General features: G+C 69.1%; 26 protein-coding genes. 9 read left to right on the forward strand and 17 right to left on the reverse strand.

The window, feature by feature from the left end; genetic code table 11:
- Positions 1–19: 19 nt before the first annotated feature.
- From KF783_RS04290 to KF783_RS04315, 6 genes are read right to left on the reverse strand one after another with little or no spacing between them, the layout of a single operon-like run.
- Positions 20–1,297, reverse strand: coding sequence for a tetratricopeptide repeat protein (locus KF783_RS04290; RefSeq protein WP_294076862.1), 1,278 nt, complete (start codon positions 1,295–1,297; stop codon positions 20–22).
- Between the two features lie 14 nt (positions 1,298–1,311).
- Positions 1,312–4,719, reverse strand: a complete 3,408-nt coding sequence (gene smc, locus KF783_RS04295) for a chromosome segregation protein SMC (RefSeq protein WP_294076863.1) — start codon at positions 4,717–4,719, stop codon at positions 1,312–1,314.
- Between the two features lie 28 nt (positions 4,720–4,747).
- On the reverse strand, positions 4,748–5,488 hold the full coding sequence (locus KF783_RS04300) for a thioredoxin domain-containing protein (RefSeq protein ID WP_294076864.1): 741 nt from the start codon (positions 5,486–5,488) through the stop codon (positions 4,748–4,750).
- Positions 5,485–6,231, reverse strand: coding sequence for a thioredoxin domain-containing protein (locus tag KF783_RS04305; protein ID WP_294076865.1), 747 nt, complete (start codon positions 6,229–6,231; stop codon positions 5,485–5,487). Before KF783_RS04305 ends, KF783_RS04300 begins: the two co-directional genes overlap by 4 nt.
- Positions 6,232–6,260: 29 nt before the next feature.
- Positions 6,261–6,971, reverse strand: a complete 711-nt coding sequence (locus KF783_RS04310; RefSeq protein ID WP_294076866.1) for a thioredoxin domain-containing protein — start codon at positions 6,969–6,971, stop codon at positions 6,261–6,263.
- Complete coding sequence (locus KF783_RS04315) at positions 6,971–7,483, reverse strand: DciA family protein (RefSeq protein ID WP_294076867.1); 513 nt, start codon at positions 7,481–7,483, stop codon at positions 6,971–6,973. The genes KF783_RS04310 and KF783_RS04315 overlap by 1 nt, the downstream gene beginning before the upstream one ends.
- Before the next feature lie 27 nt (positions 7,484–7,510).
- On the opposite strand from KF783_RS04315, the gene mutY reads away from it, so the two are divergent.
- The 3 genes from mutY to nudC are packed head-to-tail and all read left to right on the forward strand — an operon-like array spanning position 7,511 to position 10,757.
- Positions 7,511–8,575 carry an A/G-specific adenine glycosylase gene (gene mutY / locus KF783_RS04320; protein WP_294076868.1) on the forward strand — a complete coding sequence of 355 codons (1,065 nt, stop codon included), beginning with the start codon at positions 7,511–7,513 and terminating at the stop codon, positions 8,573–8,575.
- Positions 8,572–9,879 carry a serine hydrolase domain-containing protein gene (locus KF783_RS04325; protein WP_294076869.1) on the forward strand — a complete coding sequence of 436 codons (1,308 nt, stop codon included), beginning with the start codon at positions 8,572–8,574 and terminating at the stop codon, positions 9,877–9,879. The genes mutY and KF783_RS04325 overlap by 4 nt, the downstream gene beginning before the upstream one ends.
- Positions 9,879–10,757 carry an NAD(+) diphosphatase gene (gene nudC, locus KF783_RS04330; RefSeq protein WP_294076870.1) on the forward strand — a complete coding sequence of 293 codons (879 nt, stop codon included), beginning with the start codon at positions 9,879–9,881 and terminating at the stop codon, positions 10,755–10,757. The genes KF783_RS04325 and nudC overlap by 1 nt, the downstream gene beginning before the upstream one ends.
- Here the strand turns inward: nudC and KF783_RS04335 are convergent.
- On the reverse strand, positions 10,754–11,188 hold the full coding sequence (locus KF783_RS04335; protein ID WP_294076871.1) for an MAPEG family protein: 435 nt from the start codon (positions 11,186–11,188) through the stop codon (positions 10,754–10,756). The genes nudC and KF783_RS04335 overlap by 4 nt on opposite strands.
- 212 nt (positions 11,189–11,400) lie before the next feature.
- On the opposite strand from KF783_RS04335, the gene rpmF reads away from it, so the two are divergent.
- From rpmF to KF783_RS04360, 5 genes are all read left to right on the forward strand, one after another.
- Positions 11,401–11,580, forward strand: coding sequence for a 50S ribosomal protein L32 (gene rpmF / locus KF783_RS04340; RefSeq protein WP_294076872.1), 180 nt, complete (start codon positions 11,401–11,403; stop codon positions 11,578–11,580).
- Between the two features lie 26 nt (positions 11,581–11,606).
- Complete coding sequence (plsX, locus tag KF783_RS04345) at positions 11,607–12,638, forward strand: phosphate acyltransferase PlsX (protein ID WP_294076873.1); 1,032 nt, start codon at positions 11,607–11,609, stop codon at positions 12,636–12,638.
- Positions 12,635–13,615, forward strand: a complete 981-nt coding sequence (locus KF783_RS04350) for a beta-ketoacyl-ACP synthase III (protein WP_294076874.1) — start codon at positions 12,635–12,637, stop codon at positions 13,613–13,615. The genes plsX and KF783_RS04350 overlap by 4 nt, the downstream gene beginning before the upstream one ends.
- An 88-nt stretch (positions 13,616–13,703) precedes the next feature.
- The gene (locus KF783_RS04355; RefSeq protein WP_294076875.1) at positions 13,704–14,003 is read left to right on the forward strand and encodes an integration host factor subunit alpha; all 300 of its coding nucleotides are present in this window, start codon (positions 13,704–13,706) and stop codon (positions 14,001–14,003) included.
- Between the two features lies 1 nt (position 14,004).
- A complete protein-coding gene (locus KF783_RS04360) occupies positions 14,005–14,361 on the forward strand; it encodes a MerR family transcriptional regulator (protein WP_294076876.1) in 357 nt (118 codons plus the stop codon).
- Here KF783_RS04360 and KF783_RS04365 read toward each other — a convergent pair whose 3' ends face one another.
- From KF783_RS04365 to KF783_RS04380, 4 genes are read right to left on the reverse strand one after another with little or no spacing between them, the layout of a single operon-like run.
- The gene (locus KF783_RS04365) at positions 14,362–14,904 is read right to left on the reverse strand and encodes a histidine phosphatase family protein (protein ID WP_294076877.1); all 543 of its coding nucleotides are present in this window, start codon (positions 14,902–14,904) and stop codon (positions 14,362–14,364) included.
- A complete protein-coding gene (locus tag KF783_RS04370; protein WP_294076878.1) occupies positions 14,901–17,621 on the reverse strand; it encodes an ATP-dependent DNA helicase in 2,721 nt (906 codons plus the stop codon). The genes KF783_RS04365 and KF783_RS04370 overlap by 4 nt, the downstream gene beginning before the upstream one ends.
- Positions 17,618–18,277 (reverse strand): COQ9 family protein, encoded by a 660-nt coding sequence (locus KF783_RS04375; protein WP_294076879.1) that lies wholly within the window; start codon positions 18,275–18,277, stop codon positions 17,618–17,620. The genes KF783_RS04370 and KF783_RS04375 overlap by 4 nt, the downstream gene beginning before the upstream one ends.
- A 3-nt stretch (positions 18,278–18,280) precedes the next feature.
- On the reverse strand, positions 18,281–19,216 hold the full coding sequence (locus KF783_RS04380) for a DMT family transporter (protein WP_294076880.1): 936 nt from the start codon (positions 19,214–19,216) through the stop codon (positions 18,281–18,283).
- A 57-nt stretch (positions 19,217–19,273) separates the two neighbouring features.
- On the opposite strand from KF783_RS04380, the gene KF783_RS04385 reads away from it, so the two are divergent.
- A complete protein-coding gene (locus KF783_RS04385; RefSeq protein ID WP_294076881.1) occupies positions 19,274–20,362 on the forward strand; it encodes an alkene reductase in 1,089 nt (362 codons plus the stop codon).
- Here KF783_RS04385 and KF783_RS04390 read toward each other — a convergent pair.
- The 6 genes from KF783_RS04390 to KF783_RS04415 all read right to left on the reverse strand — a co-directional run bounded on the left by KF783_RS04390 (position 20,329) and on the right by KF783_RS04415 (position 24,398).
- Positions 20,329–20,793, reverse strand: coding sequence for a hypothetical protein (locus KF783_RS04390; RefSeq protein ID WP_294076882.1), 465 nt, complete (start codon positions 20,791–20,793; stop codon positions 20,329–20,331). The two genes, KF783_RS04385 and KF783_RS04390, sit on opposite strands and share 34 nt — an antisense overlap.
- Before the next feature lie 123 nt (positions 20,794–20,916).
- Positions 20,917–21,336 carry a 6,7-dimethyl-8-ribityllumazine synthase gene (gene ribH / locus KF783_RS04395; RefSeq protein WP_294076883.1) on the reverse strand — a complete coding sequence of 140 codons (420 nt, stop codon included), beginning with the start codon at positions 21,334–21,336 and terminating at the stop codon, positions 20,917–20,919.
- Positions 21,336–22,487: a 3,4-dihydroxy-2-butanone-4-phosphate synthase gene (ribB, locus tag KF783_RS04400; RefSeq protein WP_294076884.1), complete on the reverse strand. Its 1,152-nt coding sequence runs from the start codon at positions 22,485–22,487 to the stop codon at positions 21,336–21,338. The genes ribH and ribB overlap by 1 nt, the downstream gene beginning before the upstream one ends.
- A complete protein-coding gene (locus KF783_RS04405) occupies positions 22,462–23,082 on the reverse strand; it encodes a riboflavin synthase (RefSeq protein WP_294076885.1) in 621 nt (206 codons plus the stop codon). The genes ribB and KF783_RS04405 overlap by 26 nt, the downstream gene beginning before the upstream one ends.
- 3 nt (positions 23,083–23,085) lie before the next feature.
- Positions 23,086–24,054 (reverse strand): bifunctional diaminohydroxyphosphoribosylaminopyrimidine deaminase/5-amino-6-(5-phosphoribosylamino)uracil reductase RibD, encoded by a 969-nt coding sequence (gene ribD / locus KF783_RS04410; RefSeq protein WP_294076972.1) that lies wholly within the window; start codon positions 24,052–24,054, stop codon positions 23,086–23,088.
- Entirely contained in the window at positions 24,051–24,398 is a 348-nt protein-coding gene (locus KF783_RS04415) for a hypothetical protein (protein WP_294076886.1), read from the reverse strand. Before KF783_RS04415 ends, ribD begins: the two co-directional genes overlap by 4 nt.
- Between the last annotated feature and the right edge of the window lie 9 nt (positions 24,399–24,407).

Consider the following 24,407-nt stretch of genomic DNA (forward strand, 5'->3'; position numbering starts at 1 on the left):
CTACAACGACGGTTCGAACTCAGCGGGGCCTGGACAGGGTCCAGTCGGTCCCGACCAGGCCCGTGAAAACGAACCGGCGCTCGCGCAACTCCTGCCGCGCTGCGGCATCGAATTCACGATAGCTCCGGATGCGCAGCGCGATTCCTGCGGCGGCGCGCCGAAAGGCGGTGCGGGCCTCTGGAAATCGGGCATTGTGCCGGAGGGTCATCGCGAGACTCTGCTCGGCGTCGAGGCGCATCGGATGGTCCGGGCGCAGCGCCGCGAAAGCGGGCATTGCCTGTTGCAACACGGCTTCAGCCTCCTGAGTGCGTCCGGCAAGGACGAGGGCCTTTGCCAGACCCGCACGAGCGGACCCGACGCTATGATGGGAGGTGCCGTAGCGTCGCGACAGGCCGGCCACCGCCAGCCGGTAGTAGCGGATCGCGTCGTCCACCTGACCCAGCTCGGCCGCCGCAGCCGCGATCGCGCTGACTGCCAGCAACGTGTCGCCGTCGCCAGGACCACGCGATTCGGAGAGGATGAGATGCGCGCGCATCGCAAGCGGCAGCACGGCGGCAAATTTCTTCTGGCTGAGATAGATCTGGGCGAGCTTGTAGAGATCGAGTCCGAGCTGAAAATGGCGTGAGCCGAGCACGCGCTGCTCTTCGGACGTGAGCGCGACCAGCACGCGCGCCGCTTCGTTCAGCCGCTGCTGCCGCTCCAGGCTCGACGCCAATGTGCTCATGAATCGCAGCCGGGTGGTAGCGGGGGCATTACGAGCGCGATCGAGCGTATTGATCGCATCGCGGATCAACGGATCAGCTTCGCGATAACGCCCCTGCCGCATCAGATTGATCGCCAGATTATGCTGCGCGATCGCCGATTCGAGAGGGGTTGCCGGGGTGTTGAACAGCGCCGCCGTTCGCCGAAGGACGGCCTCCGCCTCAAGGTAGCGCTGACCCGCCTCCAGCACGTTTCCCAGGACGATCAGGGCGGTACCCAATTGTCGCGGATCGCCGCCGGGAACGCTGTGCATCGCAACGGTCTTGCGCGCGATCCGCTCTGCGGCATCGATCGCGCCCGACGCTGCCAGTGAATTGGCCGCGTAGAGTTGGAGGTCGGTGCAGACGGTCGGCCGGCTCGCATATTGGCGCTCACAGGCCAGCATCTCCCGGAGCGCGATCTGCGCGATCTGCGGGTGATTGCCACTGGCGATCGCGGCCTTGAGTTGAGGGGAGGGTTGGACGAGCTGGCACCGCGCCGTGCCGGGCCACAGCAAGGCCAGGATCGCCATCGCGGCCAATTGCCAGTTTGCCATCGTCGTCCCCCTGCCTATTCCGCCGCCAGCAGGCTTTCCGCTCCGCCCAGATCGACCGAGACCAGCCGGCTGACGCCGCGTTCGACCATCGTCACGCCGAACAATCGGTGCATGCGGCTCATCGTCGCGGCATTGTGGGTGACGATCAGATAGCGGGTCGCGGTTTCGCGGGTCATCGCGTCGAGCAGGTCACAGAAACGTTCGATATTCGCGTCGTCCAGCGGCGCATCGACCTCGTCGAGCACGCAGATCGGCGCCGGATTGGTGAGGAACAGGGCAAAGATCAGCGCGACGGCGGTCAACGCCTGTTCCCCGCCCGACAACAGGGTCAGCGACTGAAGCTTCTTGCCCGGTGGCTGGGCCATGATTTCCAGCCCGGCCTCCAGCGGGTCGTCGCTGTCGATCAGTTCCAGATGCGCCTGCCCGCCATTGAACAGCGTGGTGAACAGGCGCCGGAAATGCTGGTCCACCGCCTCGAACGCGGCGAGCAGGCGCTGTCGCCCTTCGCGGTTGAGCGTGCCGATGCTGCCGCGCAGGCGATGCACCGCCTGGATCAGTTCGTCCCGCTCGCGTGCGCTGTTCGCCGCGCTTTCGGTCAGTTCGGCCAGCTCGCTCTCGGCGACCAGATTGACCGGGCCGATGCGTTCGCGTTCGGCGATCAGCCGGTCGTGCGCCGCCGATTCATCCTGCGGACCACGGACCGTGTCCTCCTGAAATCCGGCACGCTGCGGCAGCAGCGGTGGCGGGCATTCGAACCGCTCGCCTGACAGGCGGCCCATTTCGATGCGGCGCGATTCCTGGTTTTCGGCGCGCGCCACTGCACCGGCGCGGGCTTCGCGCGCCTCGCCCAGCGCGTCGCCGGCGGCGCGCACCGCGCCCTCGACCGCGCGCAGCGCCGCTTCCGCCTCGCGCTCGGCCAGCTGGGCCGCCGCGCTCTCGATCCGCGCAGTTTCGCTCGCCTGTTCTGCGGCGGTGACTGCGGTATCGAGCTGCGCCGGGCGATCGGTGAGCGCGGCGATCGTCCCCGCCAGCTCGACGCCGCGCGCATCCATCTCCGCGATCCGCCGGGCAGCCTCGCCCGCGCGCGATGTCCAGCCCCCCGCCTCGGCCTGCGCCGCCGCCAGCCGTTCGCGCGCCGCGCCCGCTTCGCGATCGATCGCCGTGCGTTCGGCGCGGGCGGCGCCGGCGGCGGTGCGTCGCCGCTCGGCCTCGCCACTGGCGGCGGTGACCTTCGCATGGGTCTGTGAGCCATCGGGCAGCGCGGCGCGGGCGGCATCGGCGCGGGTCTGCTCCGCCCTTGCCTCCTCCAGCTCGGTGGCGGTGCGCCCCCGGCGCCCCTCGAGTTCGGCGCGCTGCGCCTCGATCCGTTCGAGCGCGGCGGCCGCCCGGTCCTCGGCACGCGCCGCCTCGCGCCCCGCGCTCTCGCTCGCGTCGAGCAGACGGCGGCAATCGGCGGCGTTGCGCCGCGCCTCGGCGATGTCGCCGTCGATCCTTGCCAGTTCGGCATCGGCCGCCTCGACCGCGCGCACCGCTGCCGGCCGTGCCTTTTCGATGGCGTGCAGCCGGTTCACCCGCTCCAGCCGCTCCGCCGCCGCCGCGCCACCGCTGCGCGCGACATAGCCGTCCCAGCGCCGCAGCACCCCGTCGAGCGTCACCAGGCGCTGGCCGACCGCGAGCGGCTGACCCTCGTCGTCCGCCGCGACCAGTATCTGGGCCAATCGCCGTGCGAGCGCCCCGGGGGCCTGGACATGGGAGCCGAGCGGCGTGGTTCCCGCCGGCGCGTCGGGATCGCCCGCCTGTCGCGCCGCGCCCGCCCAATGGCGTTCGGCGGCCGGATCCAGCCCGGCTTCCAGATCGTCGCCCAGCGCGGCCGCCAACGCGCGCTCATAGCCGGCATCGACCTGCAACCGGTCGAGCAGCCGGTCCTTGCCGCTTGGCCGGGTCGCCTTGCCGAGCGCTGCTGATTCGCTGTCGAGCGCTGCCAGTTCGGCATGCGCGGTCGCGCGCGTCGATTGGGCGCGGGTTCGCGCCTCATGCGCGCCGCGCTCGGCCGCGTCCGCGCGGGCCAGACCTGTGCGCGCGGTTTCCGCCTGCCGCTCTGCCTGTGCCTTGGCCTGACCGGCATGCGCGCGGGCTTCGCGGAGCGGTTCGGGATCGGCGATCGCGCCGGCTTCGGCGCGCACCCGCGCCGCCTCCCGCTCGGCACGGTCGAGGCGCGCGCGCGCAGAGGTGACCGCCGCTTCGGCCACGCGGGTTTCGGCCTGCTCACCCGCTTGCGTCGAGAGGAGGCGCGCCAACTCGACTTCGGCGTCGCGCGACTCAGCCTCCGCGCGCGCCAGGGCGGTATCGAGCGCCGGCATGCGCGCCGCGATGTCGGTGAGCCGCGCGTCGAGCGCCTTCGCCTCATCCTCGAGCCGTGCCAGCGCGTCGGCGGCATCGCGGGCGAGCGCGCCTTCACGCGCCTTATCCGCTTCCAGGCGCGCGGCGGCATCGGTCAGATCGGCGATCCGCCGTTCGACCGCCGCCCGCTCGCTGCGCAGTCCGGCAAGGGCATGCATCGCCTCGCTCGCCCGGTCGCGCACCGCCAGCGCCGCGCCGCGGGCAGAGGCGAGCGTTTCGGCCAGCTGCTGCTGCTTCGCCAGCGCCGCTTCCTGTGCAGCGGTTCGTTCGGCGACCACCGCTTCGGCGGCGGCCGATTCGGCGCGGGCGGCGTCGGCGGCGGCTGCCGCGTCGCGCCAGCGGGCGAAGATCATCCGCCCCTCGGCCGTGCGAATGCGATCGGAAAGCTCGCGATAGCGCTCGGCCTGCCGCGCCTGCCGTTTGAGCGCGGCGGCGCGCGCCTCCTGATCGGAGATGATCTCGTCCAGCCGCGTCAGATTGGCCTCGGTCGCGCGCAGCTTCTGTTCGGCATCCTTGCGGCGGACGTGCAGGCCGGAAATGCCGGCAGCCTCCTCCAGCATCTGTCGCCGCTCGCCCGGCTTGGCCTGGATGATCGCGCCGATCCGTCCCTGGCTGACGAGCGCCGGCGAATGGGCGCCGGTGGCCGAATCGGCGAACAGCAGCGCCACGTCCTTGGCGCGCACGTCGCGGCCGTTGATGCGATAGGCGGAGCCGGCGCCGCGCTCGATCCGGCGCACGACTTCCAGTTCGCCGTCGTCGCCCGGCTGATCGGCGAGGATCGACACCTCGGCGAAATCGCGTTGCGGGCGGCTGGCGGTGCCGGCGAAGATCACGTCCTCCATGCCGGCGCCGCGCATCGACTTCGCGCTGTTCTCGCCCATCGTCCAGCGCAGCGCTTCGAGCAGGTTCGACTTGCCGCAGCCATTGGGACCGACGATGCCGGTCAGTCCCGGTTCGATGCGCAGGTCGGCGGGATCGACGAAGCTCTTGAACCCCGTCAGGCGGAGGCGCTTGATCTGCATCGGTCAGCCGCCCCGCCCGACCATGGGATCAGGCGCCCGCCGCCTTCAGCGCGGTCTGGACGCTGCCCCAGTCGCCACCGTCCAGCTTGCGGCCGTTGAGGAAGAAGCTGGGGGTGCCGGCCACGCCCTCGCGGCCCGCCGCCTCGGCATTCTTCGCGATCCTTTCGATCGCCGCCATGTCGCCCAGGCATTGTTTCGCCTTGGCTTCCGGCACGCCGCGCTGCTGCATGAAGGCGATGAACCCCATATCCTCGCCCAGATAGGACGCCAGGCCGACCGGATTGTTCTGGAGTGACGCGTACCGCTCCTGCGACAGCTTCGACTGCTTGTCGAGGAAGCTCGGCTGATTCTCGAACATCTGGTCGAGGATCGGGAAATAGGCTTCCTTGGCGACGCAGCGGCCGAGCAGGATCGCCGGGATATCGACCGGGCCATGCACCGGGAAATCGCGGAATTCGTAACTGACCTTTCCGGTCTTCACATATTGTTCGACCAGCGGCTGGTATCCGGTCATGTAGAATTGGCGGCAGCCCGGACACAGACGCGATCCATATTCGACCAGCTTCAGCGGCGCGGCGGGATTGCCCATGCGATAGCCATCCTCGGGCGTCTGCTCGACGACCTGCGTCCAGTCCTGTCCCGCGGGCGCGGCGACGGCGGCGACCGAATTGGCCGGTGCCGTCGGCGGTTCGTCCGATTTCCCGCCGCATCCCGCCAGCGCGACCGTCGCGGCGACCAGCGCCGCCATTGCGTAACCCTTCAACTTCATGCGCCCGCTCCCTTCAATGCGGCTTCGACCTGCGGCCAGGTGCCGACATTCTCAAGCACCTTGTCATTGAGAATGAAGGTCGGCGTGCCGGGAATATTGTACTTCTTTGCGTCGGCCTGGTTGCGCTCGACCAGCGCCTTGGCCGCCGCCTCGTCGGTGAGGCACTGGCGCGCCTGCGCCTCGGACACGCCGCGCTGCTTGACGAATTCGAGATAGCCATAGCGTTCGGCCGCCGCCGCGATCTGTTGCGGCGGGGTCATCGACTTGACCTTCTCGAAGAACGGATCGCCCTCCTTGGGACCGTTTTCAAGGATCTGCTGTTGCTGCTGGTACATCTGGTCGAGGATCGGGAAGAACGGCCCCGGCCCGGCACAGCGACCGAGCAGCGAGGCGCCGAGATCGATCGGGTTGAGCAGGAAGTCGCGGAATTCGTAGCTGACCTTGCCGCTGGCGACATAGGCTTTGAGCGGTTCGAAACCGGTCAGCGCGAACGCCGCGCAATGGCTGCAGGTGCGCGATCCATATTCGACCAGCTTGATCGGCGCGTCGGGATTGCCCATCCGAAAGCCGCCCTGTGCGGTCTGTTCGACGGTATCGACCCATTGTTTGCCGGCGGGCGCGCTTGCCGCCGCGACCGGGGTGGAGGTCGCTTCCGGCACACTGATATTCTCATTCTCGCCCGTGCCGCCACCACAGCCCGCAAGGGCGATCGTCGCCGCCAGTCCGATGACAATTCGTCTCAAACGCTTCACTCCATTCGATGTCGTGCCGTTCATTGGGCGCCGGCCGCGCGCAGTTCGGGCTCCAGCGTCTCCCATGTGCCGCCGCCGCCCGGCTTGCCATTGATGACGAAGGCGGGGGTGCCGTCGATCGCCGCCCAGGCGGCGTCGGCCATCGCCGCCAGCTGGTTGACGTCGGCGGGGGTGGCGAAGCACCGGTCGATGGTCGCCGGCGTCATGCCGCGCCCGCGCATCAGCTGGATCAGGCCCGAAGCGCGTGCCGCCGCCTTGAGCCGGGCCGGTTCGGACAGCGACTGAAGCTGGGCCGCGTTCGCCTGCCACCAGGCGGCGCCCTGCTGATACCATTGCTGCTGGGCGGCGAAGATCGCCTCGCTCGCGCCGGCGAATCCGCGCGGGCCGGCGCAGCGCGCGAGCAGTGCCGCAGCCATGTCGAGCGGATCGCGCACCGCGTGGCGGACCTCGACCCGCACGACCCCGCGGCGGACGAGGTCGTCCTTCAGCGGCGCCTTCGACTGTGCGACGAAATGCGCGCAATGGGGGCAGGTATAGCTGAGATATTCGATCAGCTTCACCTTCGCCGCCGGGTTGCCGATCACATAGGCGCCGGCAGGGGTGCGGACGACGGTGGCGCGCCAGTCGCGCGCCTGGGGACTGGCCGCGGGCTTCGCCTGGGGCGGGACCGGTGCCGCAGCCGCGAGCATGCCGCCCGCAAGCAGGGCGAGGAGCAGGTGAATCGGGCGCATCAGTCGATCTTTCCCAGTTTGCGCACCGGCGCGGCGACCCCGGCAGCGAGTCCTTCGAGCACGGCGCGCAATTCGGGATCGGCGATCGCGCGCAGGCTGGCGCCCAGTTCGGCGGGAACGGGGGCCGGCTGGACCGGCGCTGCGGCACGCGGCGGGCGTGGCACCTCGCCCTGCCGGATCGCGACCCGCGCCACGGCGGGATAGCCGAAGAAGCGGTTGACCCGCTCCGTGATCTCCGGCGCGATATGCTGCATCATCGGCGCGTGTGCGCCCTGAACGACCAGATTGAGCACGCCGTTCGTCCGCTCGCCATGCGGAAAGCGGATCGATTCGGGCGCTGAAACCTCCGCATAGCGCTCGCCCACGATCTCGCTCCAGCGCCGGACCACCGCGCTCTGGACGAACCCGAACTTGCGGAACGCGACGCGGCCGACATCGGGGACCAGATCCGCCACCTGGCGGACCCGGTTGCTGCGTTTGGGTTCGTCGATCGGGGAACGCGGCTTACTCATCGCGGTCGTCCATGCCATAGCCGACGCGTGTCCGACAATGTTTCTCGCGCGGGCGGCAAGGACATCGCCGCGTTGCTGCTCCGCTGGTACGACGCGCATGCCCGCGCGCTGCCATGGCGCGCGCCGCCGGGAAGCGCGCCGCCCGATCCCTATCGCGTCTGGCTGTCGGAAGTGATGCTGCAACAGACGCAGGTCGCGGCCGTCATCCCCTATTTCGAGAAGTTCACCGCACGCTGGCCCGATTTCGCCAGCCTGGCGGCGGTGGACGATGCCGACCTGATGAGCGCATGGGCGGGGCTGGGCTATTATGCTCGGGCGCGCAACCTGCTGGCGGCGGCGCGGATGGTGGCGGATCGACATGGCGGCCAGCTGCCGGACACCGAAGCGGCGCTGCGCGCGCTGCCCGGCTTTGGCCCCTATACGGCGGCGGCGGTCGCGGCGATCGCATTCGGGCATCGTGCTGTGGTGATCGACGGCAATGTCGAGCGCGTGGTCGCGCGGCTGTTCGCCGTCGCCGAACCGATGCCCGGGGCGAAGCCGCGAATCCGGGCGCTTGCCGATTCGATCACGCCTGGGGCGCGGGCCGGCGATTTCGCGCAGGCGATGATGGATCTGGGCGCCACCGTCTGCACGCCGCGATCCCCCAGATGCCCGCGCTGCCCGCTTTCCGCCCAGTGCGACGCACGCGCGGCAGGAGCAGCGGACTCCTTTCCGGTGAAGGCGCCGAAAAAGGCGCGGCCGACACGATACGGCACGATTTTCTGGGCGGAGAGCGACGGGCATGTGCTGCTGGTCCGCCGCCCGGCCAGGGGATTGCTCGGCGGCATGCGGGCGCTGCCGACCGGGCCGTGGAGCGCCGCGCCGCCGGCGCTGGGCAGTGCGCCAGACCTTTCCACGCCATGGACGGTGCGCAACGACCGCGTCACCCATGTCTTTACCCATTTCGAACTCATCTGTGCGCTTGCGAGCGCGACCGTGGAGCGGCAAGACCCGTTTCCGGATGGCGAATGGTGGCCGATCGACGGCCTGTCCGCGGCGGGCCTGCCGCGCCTGTTCGCCAAGGCGGCGGAACTGATGAAGGGGATGCGATGAGGAAGATCTGGCTTGCAGCGGGTGCGACCGCGCTGGTGACGACGGCCGCGCTGGCACAGGTCGCGGCGCCCGCGCCATCGGCGGCGTCTCCGGCTCCTGCCCCCGCCGGTCGCATTTCGACGCTGGTGCGCGACTATGTGGCGCAGGACCGCACGCCCGGCATCGTCGTCGCCTATGCCCGGGGCGATCGGGCGCCGACGATCGCCGCCGCGGGCAGGATCGCCTCCGATCCGGGCGCGGCGGCGGCGGATGCCGATTCGCTCTGGCGCGTCTATTCGATGACCAAGCCGATCACCGGCATGGCGGCGATGATCCTGATCGAGGAGGGCAAGCTGAAGCTCGATCAGCCGGTCGGTGATTTCATTCCCGGATTCAAATCGATGCGGGTGCTGATCGAACCGGACAAGAGCCTGGCGAGCCGCCCCGCGACCCGGCCGGTCACCGTCCGCAACCTGCTGACCCACACCGCCGGGCTGGGGTACACGATCATCACGACCGGGCCGCTGCTTAAGGAATATGAGCGGCTGGGCATCAATCCGGCGGCGGTGAACCTGGCGATGGAGAAGGAGGCGCGGACGGCGCGCCCCGCGACGCTCAAGGAATTCGCGGATCGCGTCGCGACCCTGCCGCTGATCGCCGAGCCGGGGACGAAATGGAGCTATTCGATCGGCCTGGACGTACTGGGCCGCGTGATCGAGGTGGCGGCCGGCATGCCGTTCGACACGTTCGTCCGGACCCGCATCTTCGACCCGCTGAAGATGAAATCGAGCTTCTTCACCGTTCCGGCGAGCGAGACGGGGCGGCTGGCGACCAACTATCTGTGGGCGGGCGACAATCGCATGCCGATCGATCCGGGCCGGGGATCGGTATTCGCCGAGCCACCGTCCTTTCCCTATGGCGGTGCCGGCCTGGTGATGTCGGCGCGGGATTATGACCGGTTCCTCCACATGCTGCTGAACCAGGGGACGCTGGACGGGGTGCGGATCATGAAGCCCGAAACGGTGCGGCTGGCGATGTCGAACCTGTTGCCGCCGGGCGTGTTTTTCGGAGGTGCGCCGGCCGGGACCGGCGGTGGCGACGCGCCGAAACGGGGTTTCGGTGCGGGCGGATCGGTCTATCTCGAATCGGAGCCGGGCGGGCCGGGCAAGGGGACCTATGGCTGGGGCGGCGCGGCCGGAACCATCGCCTGGGTCGATCCGGTCAACAAGGTGCGTGCGACGGCGATGGTCAATTACTTCCCCGGCGAAAAATGGCCGCTGCGGCCCGAGGTGACGGCGGCGGTCTATGCCGATCTGACCCGCTGATGCGGGAGGTCGGCTTTACCGGCGCGACGCTCGACCGCGCCGACCGCGAACGCAACGATCCCGAGGCGCTGTCGGCGGCGCTGGGCGACTGGCGCGCGCGGTTGCTGGTGCTCGATGGCCTCGACCCGCGGATCGACGCGGCGGGGCGGCTGATCTGGGCCAGCCTGGCGGACTTGCCCGAGGGAAGCGAGCCGCTGTTCCTCGGCCGGATCGACGGCATCCCGCATTTCGCCCCGCTCGACATGCACAGGCGCCATGGCGCGGTCCGCTCGCCGGCGCTGTTCGGCATGCTGGCGCTGATGCCGGCGGATCAGGCGAGCCTGTATGCGGCCGCGCGCAGCCTGGTCGATTGGCATCAGCGGCACGGCTTTTGCGCCGCATGCGGCAGCGCGACCGAGATTTTTCGATCCGGCTGGGCGCGCCGCTGCGGCGGGTGCGGGGCGGAGCATTTCCCGCGCACCGATCCCGTCGTCATCATGCTTGCCGAACATGACGGGCGGGCGCTGGTCGGGCGGCAGAAGGCATGGCCGGCGGGCCGCTATTCGGCACTGGCCGGCTTCGTCGAGGTCGGCGAATCGATCGAGGAGGCGGTCGCGCGCGAGACGCTGGAGGAGGCGGGGGTACAGGTGCGCAGCGTGCGCTATGTCGCCAGCCAGCCCTGGCCCTTCGCCTCGTCGCTGATGATCGCCTGTATCGCCGAGGCGCAGGACGATGCGCTGGACCTCGACCGGAATGAGATCGAGGATGCGATGTGGGTCACGCGGGACGAGGTGCGCGCGGCGCTGGCAGGGGCGCCGGACGCGCGGTTCGGTGCGCCGCCGCGCTACGCCATCGCGCATTCGTTGCTGACCGCCTGGGCCGAATCGCCGGCGGGTTAGCTGCCGCTCACCACCTCGACCGATTCGACTGCGCCGAAGCTGAAAAACGGGATGCTGGCGGCATAGCCGGCGAGCCCGATCAGGATCAGGAAGGTCAGTGCCGTGCCGATCGGGCGCCCCGGCGCCCAGCCGCGATCCATGCCGATCGGATGAAGGATGCGCCCCAGCACGAACAGGCCGGCGACGATCCACAGCCATGGCGCGGTGCCGGTCGCGAGTTCGACCAGCGCGATGAGGATCAGGACAAAGGGCGCATATTCGACGAAATTCGCCTGAGCCCGCATCCGCGCGATCAGTCGGTCGTTGCCGCCGTCGCCGATCAAAATCCGCTCAGAGAGGCGAACCTGGCCGACGCGAATCGCCAGCCACAGGTTGAGCAGCGCGCAGGCGGCGGTGGTGGCAAGCGCCACCGGCAGGATGATCGTGTCCATGATTGAAGTCGCTCCCCCGATGAGACGGCGGTGGCTGCCACGCCCGGCGCCGCCTTGCAACAGGCGCGAAATTCGCTATAGGCGCTCGCTCGCTTCGCGACTGGCCTCTGCCGCGTCCGGCGCGTGCCGGTCCCCCGGCGCTTGCCCGTTCGTCGTCACCGGCGTATCGCGATCCAGGTTTTTACACGCACGTTTCCAAGAAGGTTGCCGAAATGGCCGTCCCCAAGAGAAAAGTTTCGCCGAGCCGCCGTGGCATGCGCCGCGCGCACGACGCCCTGAAGGCCGAGGCCTTTCAGGAATGTCCGAACTGCGGCGAACTCAAGCGTCCGCACGTGCTGTGCGGCGCCTGCGGCCATTATAATGGCCGCGAGATCGTCTCGGTCGAGGGCTGACCGAAAAGCAACAGGGGCCGTTCGTCATGACCTCCAGCGCGCGAATCGCCGTCGATGCGATGGGCGGCGACGAGGGTCTGGCGGTCATGCTGGCCGGTGTCGCGCGTGCGCGGCGCCGGTTCGATGGCATGCGTTTCCTGCTGGTCGGCGATGAAGCCGCGATCCGCGAAGGGTTGAAGGCGCATCCCAACCTGACTGCCGCGTCGGAAATCGTCCATGCGCCCGAAACCGTCTCCGCAGACGAAAAGCCCAGCCAGGCGATTCGCCGCGCCAAGACGACGTCGATGGGAATCGCGATCGACCTGGTGAAACAGGGGCAGGCGGCCGCCGCCGTGTCGTCGGGCAATACCGGCGCGCTGATGGCGATGTCGAAACTGGCGCTGCGGATGCTTCCCGGAATCGATCGTCCGGCGCTGGCGGCGCGGATGCCGACGCTGGGCGCGAACGACGTCGTGATGCTCGACCTGGGCGCCAATACCGAGGTCGATAGCCGCAATCTGGTGCAGTTCGCGGTGATGGGCGCGGCCTATGCACGCACCGTGCTCGACCTTCAGTCCCCGCGCGTCGCGCTGCTCAATATCGGCACCGAAGAGCTGAAGGGGACCGACATCATCCGCGATGCCGCGTCGAAGCTGCGCGCGGCGACGCACCTGCCGCTTGCCTTTACCGGTTTCGTCGAAGGCAACGCGCTGTCGCGCGGCGATGTCGATGTGATCGTGTGCGACGGATTTTCCGGAAATATCGCGCTCAAGACGGTCGAGGGGACCGCGCGGTTCGTCGCCGATCTGTTGCGCCGCGCCTTTTCGAGTTCGACGCGGTCGAAGATCGGATTCCTGATCTCGCGCCCCGCGACCGAGTTGCTGCGCCACCATCTTGACCCGAACAACCATAATGGCGCGGTATTTCTGGGCCTCAACGGCATCATCGTGAAGAGTCACGGCAGCGCCAACGAACTGGGCGTCGATACCGCGATCGGCGTCGCCGCCAAACTGGTGCGCGACGATCTGACGCGGCGGATCGGCGAGGACCTGCGCAATTTCGAGGCGAAGGCGGCATGAGCGAAACGACCAGGCGCGCGGTGATCACCGGGACCGGTTCGGCCCTGCCGCCCCGCCGCGTCTCCAATGCCGAACTGGCCGAGCAGATCGACACGTCCGACGAATGGATCGTCGAACGTACCGGCATCCGGTTTCGCCATATCGCCGGCCCCGACGAGACGACATCGACGCTGGCGGCCGATGCCGCCCGGGCGGCGATCGCCGCCGCCGGGATCGACGCGGGCGAGATCGACCTGATCGTGCTGGCGACCGCCACCCCCGACCAGACTTTTCCCGCGAGTGCGACCAAGGTGCAGGCGGCGCTGGGCATCGACGATTGCGTGGCGTTCGACGTCGCCGCCGTCTGTTCGGGCTTCCTCTATGCGTTGCAGGTTGCCGACAGCATGATCCGCGCGGGAAGCGCGGAGCGGGCGCTGGTGATCGGTGCGGAAACATTCAGCCGCATCCTGGACTGGGAAGACCGGGGGACCTGCGTCCTGTTCGGCGATGGCGCCGGCGCGATCGTGCTTGAGGCGCAGGACAGCGCGACCGAGGGCGGCGCCGGCATCCTCGCCACGCGCCTTCACGCCGATGGCCGGCACAATCAGCTCCTGTATGTCGATGGCGGTCCCTCGACCACCGGAACCGTCGGCAAGCTGCGCATGAAGGGCAAGGAAGTGTTCCGTCATGCCGTCGTCAACCTGGCGTCGGTCATGCAGGAAGGACTGGGGGCGGCCGGGCTGGAAGCTGCGGATATCGACTGGGTGGTGCCGCATCAGGCGAATGCGCGCATTCTGGACGCGACGGCCAAGAAGCTGGGACTGGCCCCGGAAAAGGTCGTGGTGACGGTGGACCGGCATGCGAACACGTCCGCAGCCTCGGTGCCGCTCGCGCTCGACACGGCGGTCCGGGACGGACGGATCAAGCGCGGCGACCTGCTGGTACTCGAGGCGATGGGTGGCGGCTTTACCTGGGGCGCCGCGGTGGTGCGCTATTGACGATTGTCACGAGGTCGTAACGACGGTTGCGCGACGGCAGTGATGTGTTAGGGGTGGCAGACACCTTGTTTCGGGGAGTGACCAGAAAATGGTGAGCGTGGCGACGCTGACGAGGGCCGATCTTGCCGATGCGTTGCATCGGGATGTTGGACTGTCGCGTGCCGATGCCGCCCGGCTGGTCGAGCAGATCCTGCGCCATATGTGCGACGCGCTCGCCAATGGCGAGAATGTGAAGATTTCCGGTTTCGGCAGCTTCGTCCTGCGTGACAAGGGAGAGCGCGTGGGACGCAATCCCAAGACCGGGGTCGAGGTGCCGATCGCGCCCCGCCGCGTCCTGACGTTCCGCGCCAGCCAGATGCTGCGCGATCGGATCATCGACGGCGATTAGGATGGCGTCCGGCGCGGATCGGAACGGTTCGGGCAAGAAGCCCGGCGCGCTCAGGACGATCGGCGAACTTGCCCAGGACATCGGCCGGCCCCAGCATATCCTGCGCTATTGGGAGACGCGGTTTCCCCAGCTGCGGCCACTGCAACGCGCCGGCGGTCGGCGCTATTACCGGATCGAGGATGTGGCGCTGGTCCGTCGCATCGACGCGCTGCTGGGGCGCGAGGGCTATACGATCCGCGGCGTGCAGCGACTGCTTGACGGCGAAGGCGGTGCCGGCGGGGGCGGGCCGATGCCCGGCGGCGCGCTGAAGGCGGTGCGCGACGCGCTGGCGCGCGCGCTTGCCGAAGACAAGCCGTGATCAGCCGCCGTCCGGCCCCAGCGCGGGATCGAGATCGCGCGGGCGGATGAACCCGGCCAGCGTGCCGCCATTGGCGCGCACCGCGCCCCAGTCGTCGATGTCGAAGGTCATCACCGCGAGGGCGGCGGTGGGAAATTTCTCTTCCACCGAATCGCGCAACGTGTCGCCCGCGCGATCGGGAATCAGCGTCAGGATGAGGTCTTCCAGACCAGGATTATGGCCGATCAGCAACGCGCTGCCCGCACCTGCCGGCAGTTCGTGGATCACGTCGAGCAGGCTGGACGCCGAGGCGAGATAGATACGCCGGTCCCATTCCGGCGCCAGCGCACCGCCATAGCCCTGTTCGACATGTTCGACCGTCTCGACAATCCGCACCGCCGGCGATGCGACCACATGATCGAACGTCATTCCCGCGCCGCGCATATATTTGCCGACCACCGTCGCAGCGCGCTGCCCCTTCGCGTTCAGCGGACGATCGAAATCGCGCGAGACGGGGTCGTCCCAACTCGATTTGGCGTGGCGCAGCAACGTCAGCGTCTTCATCGGCCCTCCGGTTCGGCAACCGTTTCCGGCTTTTGCCCGATGGGTGCGACAGAAGAAAGACGTTCGATCCGCGCAATCGCCTCGTCGAGCGGAATGCGCGACACTGGCGTGCCGGGCGGGAAGGCGGAGAGGAGCCGTGAGGGCATCGCGGCGGAGAGGAGCACGAACGCGCCGCGATCGTCCGCACGGCGGATCAGCCGGCCGAACGCCTGTGCCAGCCGGGCGCGAACGATGCGGTCGTCATGGGCGCTGCCGCCGCCGGCCAGGCGCCGGGCCGCGTGCAGGACGCTGGGCTTTGGCCAGGGGACCCCCTCCATCACCACCAGGCGCAGCGACTCGCCCGGAACATCGACCCCGTCGCGCAGCGCATCGGTCCCGATCAGCGAGGCATGCGGATCGTCGCGAAAGATATCGACCAGCGTGCCGGTATCGATCGGATCGACATGCTGGGCATAGAGCGGCAGGCCGTCGCGGGCGAGCCGGTCGGCGATCCGGGCATGGACCGCGCGCAGCCGGCGGATCGCCGTGAACAGGCCGAGCGTGCCACCCTGTGCCGCGGCGATCAGCCGGGCATAGGCGGTGGCGAGCGCGCCCATGTCGCCGCGCCGGATGTCGGTGACGATGATCACTTCGGACCGGGCGGCATAGTCAAAGGGGGACGGCGCCTCGAACCGGGCGGCGGGATGGAGCAGGTGGGTCGCCCCGCTGCGCGCTTCGGCCACGTCCCAATCGCCGCCGGCCCGCAGGGTCGCCGAGGTGACGAGCACGCCATGCGCCGGCTTGAGCACGGTTTCGGCAAAGGGTTTGGACGGATCGAGCCAGCGGCGATGCAGGCCGATGTCGATTTCCCGCCCCTCGATCCGATCGACCGCGAGCCAATCGACGAACGCGGCGTCCGCCGGGCCGCCGATCCGGGCGATCAGCGCGAGCCAGGCGGCGACGGTTTCACTCCGCCAGCCGAGCGACGCGATCGCTCCCTCGATCCGGGCGCGCGCGGCGCCGTCCATCCAGTCGGGCGATTCGTCGAGCACCGCTTCGAGCCGGCGACCGAGCGCGATCAGCGGCCGCAGCAGCGCCTCCAGCGACTGGGCGGCGGGCGCGGCGGCTTCGACCAACGCGGGATCGGGTTCGGCCAGTTCGGTCTCCAGCCCATAGCCCGCATCGCCCGCCCCGTTGGCGTCGCGCGCATAGACAAGGCCACGAACCCCGGCGAGCAGATGCTCGATCGGCCCGAACGGCTGCCCCTCCGCCAGGCGCGCGAGCCACCCGTCGGACGGCAGCGCGCGGGCGGCATCGACCGCCTCGGCGATCGCCTGTCCACCGGCATCGTCATAGCTGGCGACGTCGGACAGACGCGCGGCAAGCCCCCGCCGCCGACCGCGCGCGCCCGATTCGGGGCCGGTGACCCAGCGGCGCAGCTCGATGGCCTCCTGCCCCGACAGGGCGGTGCCGAACATCGCATCGGCGGCATCGAACAGGTGATGCCCCTCATCGAAGACATAGCGGGTCGGGCGGGTCGCGGTTTCGCGCCCGCGTGCGGCGTTGACCATCACCAATGCGTGATTGGCGATGACGATATCGGCTTCCGCACTGGCCCGTGCCGCGCGCTCGATGAAGCATTTCCGATAGTGCGGGCAGCCGGCATAGACGCACTCGCCGCGCCGGTCGGTCAGCGCGGTCGATCCGTTGCGGCGAAAGAGCGACGGCAGCCAGCCGGGAAGATCGCCGCCGACCATGTCGCCATCGGCGGTATAGGCGGCCCACCGCGCGACCAGCTGCGCCAGAATCGCCGCGCGTCCGGCAAAACCCCCCTGCAACGCGTCCTCCAGATTGAGCAGGCAGAGATAGTTTTCACGCCCCTTGCGGGTGACGATGCGCTCCTTGCGTATCCGGGCGTCGGCGAACAGTCGTTCGCCCTCCTGGCCCAGCTGCCGTTGCAGTGCCTTGGTGTAGGTCGATACCCAGACCGCGCCGCCGGCGCTCGCCGCCCAGAGCGAGGCGGGCGCGAGATAGCCCAGCGTCTTGCCGATCCCGGTCCCCGCCTCCGCCAGCACGAGGTTGGGCGAATCGCGCATCGTGCGCGGCGCGAAGGCGCTGGCCGCCGCCTGGGCGTAGCGGTGCTGGCCCTCGCGCGGCTCGGCATTGCGGCCGGTTAGCGAATCGAGGCGCGCGCGCACATCCTCCGGGTCGAGCGTGACGGTGCGGGGCGGGGCGCGGGGCGGTTGTTCGCTCCATTCGGGCAAGCGCGAGAACAGCCAGCGTTCGGCACGTTCGGGCCGGCTCAACCGCTCCGCGACGAGCGGCGCCCAGCTCCATCGCAACCGGGCGAGCGACTGGGCGGCATGCCAGGCCCCCTCGCGCTCCGGCCATTCGCCATCGCAAAGCGCGAGCATCGCGACGGCCGCACGACGCAGAAAGGCAGCGACCCCGGCTTCGTCCGCCGGCGCGGCAAGGTCGAGCGCTCGGGCGACGCCATGCGGCGTCGGCACCATGAAGCGCGCCGGGCGCAGAAAGGCGAACAGTTCGAGCAGATCGAGGCCCGAAAGGTCGCCATAGCCCAGCCGCTGGGCGGCGAGCGGCGCGTTGAGCAACACCATGGGCGTGTCGGCCGCCATCCGCACCGCCTCGCCCCGGCTGACGCTGCGCGTTCCGTCTTCAGTCGCGATCCAGATGCCGCCATGACTGGCGTGGAGGGCCGGATAGGGAAGCGCGATCACCGCGCGTGATAGCGCAGCCGGCCGACGAAGCGCGACAGGCTGAACCGGTGATCCTTGCGTCCGGCGAGCCGCGCCTTCGCCTTTTCGAACTGCATGATGTTATCGATCCGGCGGGCGAGGAAGGCGCGCGTGTCGCCCTCTCCGTCGCTTTCGTCGTTCAGGAATACCGCGATCGTCGCGGCGTAGATGCCGGCCAGCATCGCGCGCTTGGTATAATGATTATAGTCGGTCGCGCTGTCACCGGCGACGCGCCACATCGCGTCGGCCGACCGCCAGCCGAGCCGGGCGGCGCGGGGCGTGTTCAGGGGCATCGCCAGGATGGCGGCGGCGCGGCGCAGCGCCTCCCGATCGGGTGCCAGCAGATCGAGGCGGAATTCGACCAGCGCGGTGATACGCGCGCGAATCTTCATCGCCGCGATCCGGTCGGCGGGAAACGCCTGGACCATGCGGCGGTCGATATCGGCGAACCACAGGTCGATCATCGCCACCGGATCGCCGGGAACGGCAAGCCGCGCGACATCCCGGTCCGCACCGATCGCGTCCGCGGCCGAATCGATCGCCCCGGCGCTCCACCCGTCGAACGCGGCATTGGCGGCAAGCTGGGGCGCGAGCGCCGCGCGCAGCTCGTCGAGCGTCATGTCGGAAACCGCGATCATGACCTATGACTTAGCCTCGGATTCGCTCGACGCAACCTGTCCCGGTGGGGTGCGGCCGGCACGGACCAGCACGAGCGCGATGCCGACCAGGATCGCGCCGGCCAGATCGGGGATGCCCAGCCGCTCGTCATAGACGATCCAGCCGACGGTTCCCGCGATGATCGGCTGTACCAGCAGCGCGATCCCGACCACCAGCGGGGTCAGGTGGCCGAGCGCGTAGATCATCAGCCCCTGGCCGACCACCTGGCTCGCCAGCGCAAGTCCGATCAGCGCGGTCCAGCTTCCGGGCCAGACACGCTCGCCGAGCGCGAGTGCGAACAGCAGCAGCGGCAGCGTCCCGGCGATACTCGACAGGGCGAGCGCGGGCAGCGCGTGCATCGCCGTGCGTACCCGCGCCATCATCACGAAATAGACGGTGTAGAGCGCGCCGGCGAGCAGGCAGAGCAGGTCGCCGATCAGGTTCTGCGGCGACAGATCGTAGGATCGTCCGAGCAGCAGCCCTGCCCCCATTGCGGCAAGCGCGAGTGCGACCCCCTGACGCCGGGTCGGCCAGGCGCGGGCAACCAGGAACCCCCAGACCGGAAACATCAGCGTTGCCGAATTGCCGAACAACGTCGCATTGGCGAGCGTAGTGTGCAGGATGCCGATATGCCAGGACGCGAGATCGGCGGCGAAGGCGATGCCGGCGATGGCAAGCGTCCAGCCAAATCCCCGCGCCATGCGCAACGGGTTTCCGTCCATCGTCGCGACGAAGGCGATCAGCACCGGCGCGCCCAGCGCCAGCCGCCAGAAGCCCGCCGCGACCGGCCCCACATCGGCGGAACGGACGAACCACGGCCCAAAGGCGAGCGCGACATTGCCCATCAGCAGCGCGACGAACGGCAGCGCAGCGGCGCTTTGTCCAAAAACAGGTTTTCTTGACCCGGCACGATCCTGCATCGCGTCGTTAGCGACCTATCTGTTGCAAAGCGCAACCCGTTACGAAAGAAATTCCCGATGACCGATCTGTTCGACCCGATCCGCCTGGGCGCCATCGATGCGCCCAACCGCATCCTGATGGCGCCGTTGACGCGCGGGCGCGCCACGCGTGAGGCGGTGCCGACGCCGATCATGGCCGATTATTATGCGCAGCGCGCGAGCGCCGGGCTGATCATCAGCGAGGCGACGGGGATCAGCCGCCAGGGGCTGGGTTGGCCATTCGCGCCGGGGCTGTGGACCGACGCGCAGGTGGAAGGGTGGAAGTCGGTGACCGCGCGGGTCCACGACGCCGGTGGACGGATCGTCGCGCAATTGTGGCATATGGGGCGGCAGGTCCATTCCTCGGTCATCGGCGAACAGCCGGTCTCGTCATCGGCGACGACCAGCCCCGGCAAGGTCCACACCTATGACGGGCGGCAGCCGTTCGAGCAGGCGCGCGCGCTCGATGCGGCAGAGATCCCCGCACTGCTGGACGATTATGCCCGCGCGGCGGAGAATGCGCGCAGGGCCGGGTTCGACGGGGTGCAGATCCATGCGGCGAACGGCTATCTGATCGACCAGTTCCTGCGTGACGGCGCCAATCTGCGCACCGATGGCTATGGCGGCAGCGTCGAAAACCGCATCCGCCTGTTGAGCGAGGTCGCCGAACGCGTGACGGCGACGATCGGCGCGGACCGGACCGGTGTGCGCCTGTCGCCCAACGGCATGTCGCAGGGCGTGGACGACAGCGATCCGCTGTCGCTGTTCGTGCCGGCGGCGAAGCGGCTGTCGGAATTGAAGATCGCGTTCCTGGAGCTGCGCGAACCGGGTCCGCACGGCACCTTTGGCAGCAGCGACGTGCCGAAGCTGAGCCCCGATATCCGCAAGGTGTTCGACGGGCCGTTGGTGGTGAACAGCGATTTCTTTACCCGCGACGCGGCGCAGGCGGCGATCGATGGCGTCGCCGATGCGGTGAGTTTCGGTCGCGCGTTCCTGGCCAATCCCGACCTGCCCGAACGGCTGCGCGTCGGCGCGCCGCTCAACGAAGGGAATATGGCGACCTGGTACAGCCAGGGGCCGGAGGGCTATGTCGATTATCCGGCGCTGTCGGGGCTGCCGCCGGCCTGATCGATCGAATCGAGCCACACGGTGACCGCCGATCGGATGGCCTTGCGCGCCTTTGGATTGACGAACAGAAGCGCCGGCACGAGCAGAATGGCGGGAAAGGCGATCGCGATCCCGACAAAGACCACGCCGACGATCATCGCCACCGCCGCGCCGCTGCCCAGCATGCCGGTGCCGTTGGGACCGACCACGATGTCGCGCGGCCCCTTGTCGTCATAAAGGCGCGAGGTGCGGATCACCCCGCTGCCGCTGCGATCATCGACGGTGCGCGTTCGCCGCGACAGCGGGTCGCCCGCCGGCGCGCGATCGCGGGTCGGCGCTGCCGGGGCGACCGGTCCTCCGTGGGTGACCTGTTGGCCGGTCTCGGTATCGATGACGATGAGACGGCGGTCCTTTTCGATGACGCGATAGCGGCTGGGGGGCATGGTGGTCATCGCGCGCTCCGTTCACTGCGCCGTGGGTCGGCACTCTGGCCCCAGGCGTCGAGATTCTCCGCTGCCGGGTGACGCAAGATCCGGCGATCGGCGAAAAGGACCGGGCCGTTCACCACCGGCGGGTCATCCCAGCGAGTCCCGCAGCGCCAGCATGGCCAGCGCCGCCTCTGCCGCGCCACCACCCTTGTCGAGCTGGGCCGGATCGGCGCGGCGGATCGCCTGCGCCTCATCCTCCGTCGTCAGGATGCCGTTGCCGATCGGAATCCCGTCCATCGTCAGGGCCATGATCCCGCGCGCGCTTTCGTTGGCGACGATCTCGAAATGATAGGTTTCGCCCCGGATCACCACGCCGAGCGCGACATAGGCGTCGTAGCGACCGCTTTCGACCGCCAGCGCGATGGCGCCCGGCACCTCCAGCGCACCCGGAACGGTGATCGTCTCATGGCTGTGACCGGCCGCCTCGACCGCAGCGCGCGCACCGGCCAGCAGCATGTCGTTGAGATGGTCGTAGAAGCGCGCTTCGACCAGCAGGACCTTCGCCATCATTCGCCCTCCAGGTCGATCGCACGCTCGCCGACGATCGACAGGCCATAGCCGTCGAGACCGACCAGCGTGTGATGCGTGTTGGTGAGCAATTCCATCTGTTCGACGCCAAGATCGTTGAGGATCATCGCGCCGACGCCATAGTCGCGCAATTCGTCCATGTCGGCGTCGGACCGTTTCCCCGCCTTGCGCTCGACCGCCATGGTGAAGGCGTCGGCACGCGGCTTGTTGATGACGACGACGATGCCGGAGCCGGCGGTGCCGATGATTTCCATCGAACGCTGGAGCAGCCGACCGCGCGCGCCCGCTTCGCCGAACAGGTCGCCAAAGGGCGACAGCGCGTGCATGCGCACCAGCGTGGGTCTGGCGGGATCGACGCGCCCCTTCAACAGGGCGATCTGTTCGGTGCCGGTCGCCTTGTTCCAGAAGGTGATCGCCCGCCATTCGCCGCCCCAGCGGCTGACGAACGTGGTTTCCGCGCGGCGTTCGACCAGATGGTCGTGACGCCGGCGATAGGCGATCAGGTCGCGGATCGTGCCGATCTTCAGATTGTGGAGCTGGGCGAAGGCGACGAGATCGTCCATCCGCGCCATCGTGCCGTCGTCCTTCATGATCTCGCAGATGACGCCCGACGGGCTGAGCCCGGCAAGGCGGGAGACGTCCACCGCAGCCTCGGTATGGCCGGCGCGGACCAGTACCCCGCCTTCACGCGCGACCAGCGGAAAGACATGGCCGGGCGAGACGATGTCGTCGGCGCCCTTGGCCGAATCGGTGGCGACCGCGATCGTGCGGGCGCGATCGGCGGCGGAAATGCCCGTCGTCACGCCCTCGCGCGCCTCGATCGAGACGGTGAAGGCGGTTCCCATGCTGGTGCCGTTGCGCCGCGCCATCGGTTCGAGACCGAGCTGGTCGGCGCGCGCCTGGGTCATGGCGAGGCAGATCAGGCCGCGCCCGTGCCGGGCCATGAAGTTGACCGCGTCGGGCGTCGCCATCTGGCCCGGAATGACCAGGTCGCCCTCATTCTCGCGATCCTCGTCATCGACCAGGATGAACATGCGCCCGTTGCGCGCTTCGTCGATGATCTCCTCGGGCGAGGACAGAAACGCGTGACGCAGACGGGTCAGTTCAGGATTTGTGTTGGGCTGCGCCACGGGCGGCCTCCATGCGCTGGAGATAGCGTGCGAGCACGTCGATCTCGAGATTGACGGCCTGACCCTGGGCAAGGGCGCCAAGGGTCGTGACGGCCTGGGTATGCGGGATGAGATTGATTGCGAAATGCGCGGTGCCGTCGGGTTGGTCGGCGACCTCGTTCACGGTGAGCGAGACGCCGTCGATGGTGATCGACCCCTTGGCCGCGATGAACGGTGCAAGCGCGGCAGGCACCGCGACCCCGATCCGTTTCGATTCGCCATCGGGACAGATGCCGAGCACGGTCCCGGTCGCATCGACATGGCCGGTGACGATATGCCCGCCAAGTTCGTCGCCGACCCGCAGTGCGCGCTCCAGATTGAGCCGCTCACCCGCGCGCCAGCGATCCGCCGTGCGCGAAATGGTGTGCGCGGAGACATCGACCGCGAACCAGCCCGGCCCCTTGTCCACGACCGTGAGGCACACCCCGGAACAGGCGATCGACGCGCCGAGAGCGACCCCCGCCATGTCATAGGCGGTGGTGATGCGCACGCGCAGATCGCCGCGATCGTCGATCGCCGTGATGGTGCCGATGTCGGTGACGATTCCGGTGAACATGGCCTAACCTCTTCGGCGCTCGTAGACTTCGAGCCGGTCGCTGCCAAGCGCGCGCGTGTCCACCAGCCGCCAGCGGCCATGCGCATCGGCAAGGTCGGCAAGACCGATCGCGGGAATGCCGCGCGCGTCACCGATGACGATCGGGGCGCGGTAGACCAGCAGCCGATCGACCAGGTCGGCGGCGAGAAAGGCGGCGGCGGTGGCGCCCCCTCCCTCAACCATCAGATGGTCGCCCGGGAGCGCGGCGATATCGGCGGGCGCGCCGATGTGCAGCCACCCGTCCGGCGCCGTGGCGGTCGCCGAAAGCAGGACGCGCCGGGGCGCACGATCCTCCAGCCCGTCGATCCGGACGTCGAGCGCGGGTGCATCGGCGTCGAGCGTGCCGCGTCCCACCAGGATCAGGTCATGGCGCGCCCGTTCGAGATGGGCGTGCGCACGCGCCGCATCGCCGGTGATCCATTTGCTGCGCCCGTCCGCCATCGCGAGCCCGCCGTCGAGCGAGAGCGCGAGCTTCAGCGTGACGAATGGGCGTTCGCGGGTGCGGCGGGTGAGGAAGCCGGCCATGGCCGATTCCGCCTGTTCGGCACGCGCCCCGGTCGCCACGTCGATCCCCGCCGAACGCAGCCGGGCGATCCCCCGGCCATCGGTGCGCGGATCGGGGTCCTGAAGCGCCACCACGACGCGCGCCACCCCCGCATCGATCAGCAGATCGGCGCAGGCCGGTCCGCGAGGCGAATCGTGCGCGCAGGGTTCGAGCGTCACATAGGCGGTCGCGCCGCGCGCATCGGCGCCGGCCATGGCGATCGCCACCGCTTCGGCATGCGGGCGTCCGCCGGGCTGTGTCCAGCCGCGACCGACCGGCACGCCGCCCCGCACCAGGACGCATCCGACATTGGGATTGGGGGCGGTGCGCCCGTGACCGCGCGCGGCAAGCGCCAGCGCCGCGCCCATCCAGCGCGCGTCGTCGTTCAGATGCCCCACTCCGTCAGGCTGTTGTCGATCCGCTGAAACTCCCTGCGCCGCTTTTCCTGCTTCGCGCGCAGTTCCGCCTCACGCTTGTCGCGGATCGCCTGGTCGATCTTCTGCTGGGCGATGATCTCCTTGAGCGAACGGTCGGCGCGCCAGTTCTGCACATAGATGATGTCGCGCTTATACTCCTTTTCGAAATAGGAATCCTTGGCCACGCCGAACACGATCAGCATTGTGGTGACGAACGCGGCGAGCATGAAGCCGAGTTCGTACCGGTGGCGCAGCCGCAGAAAGCCGCGCAGATCGCGCGCGGCGCGCAGCGGCGACAGGAAGCGGAGAAAGTTCATCCGCTCAAG

The organism is Sphingomonas sp. (assembly GCF_019635455.1).
Taxonomy (GTDB): Bacteria; Pseudomonadota; Alphaproteobacteria; order Sphingomonadales; family Sphingomonadaceae; genus Sphingomonas.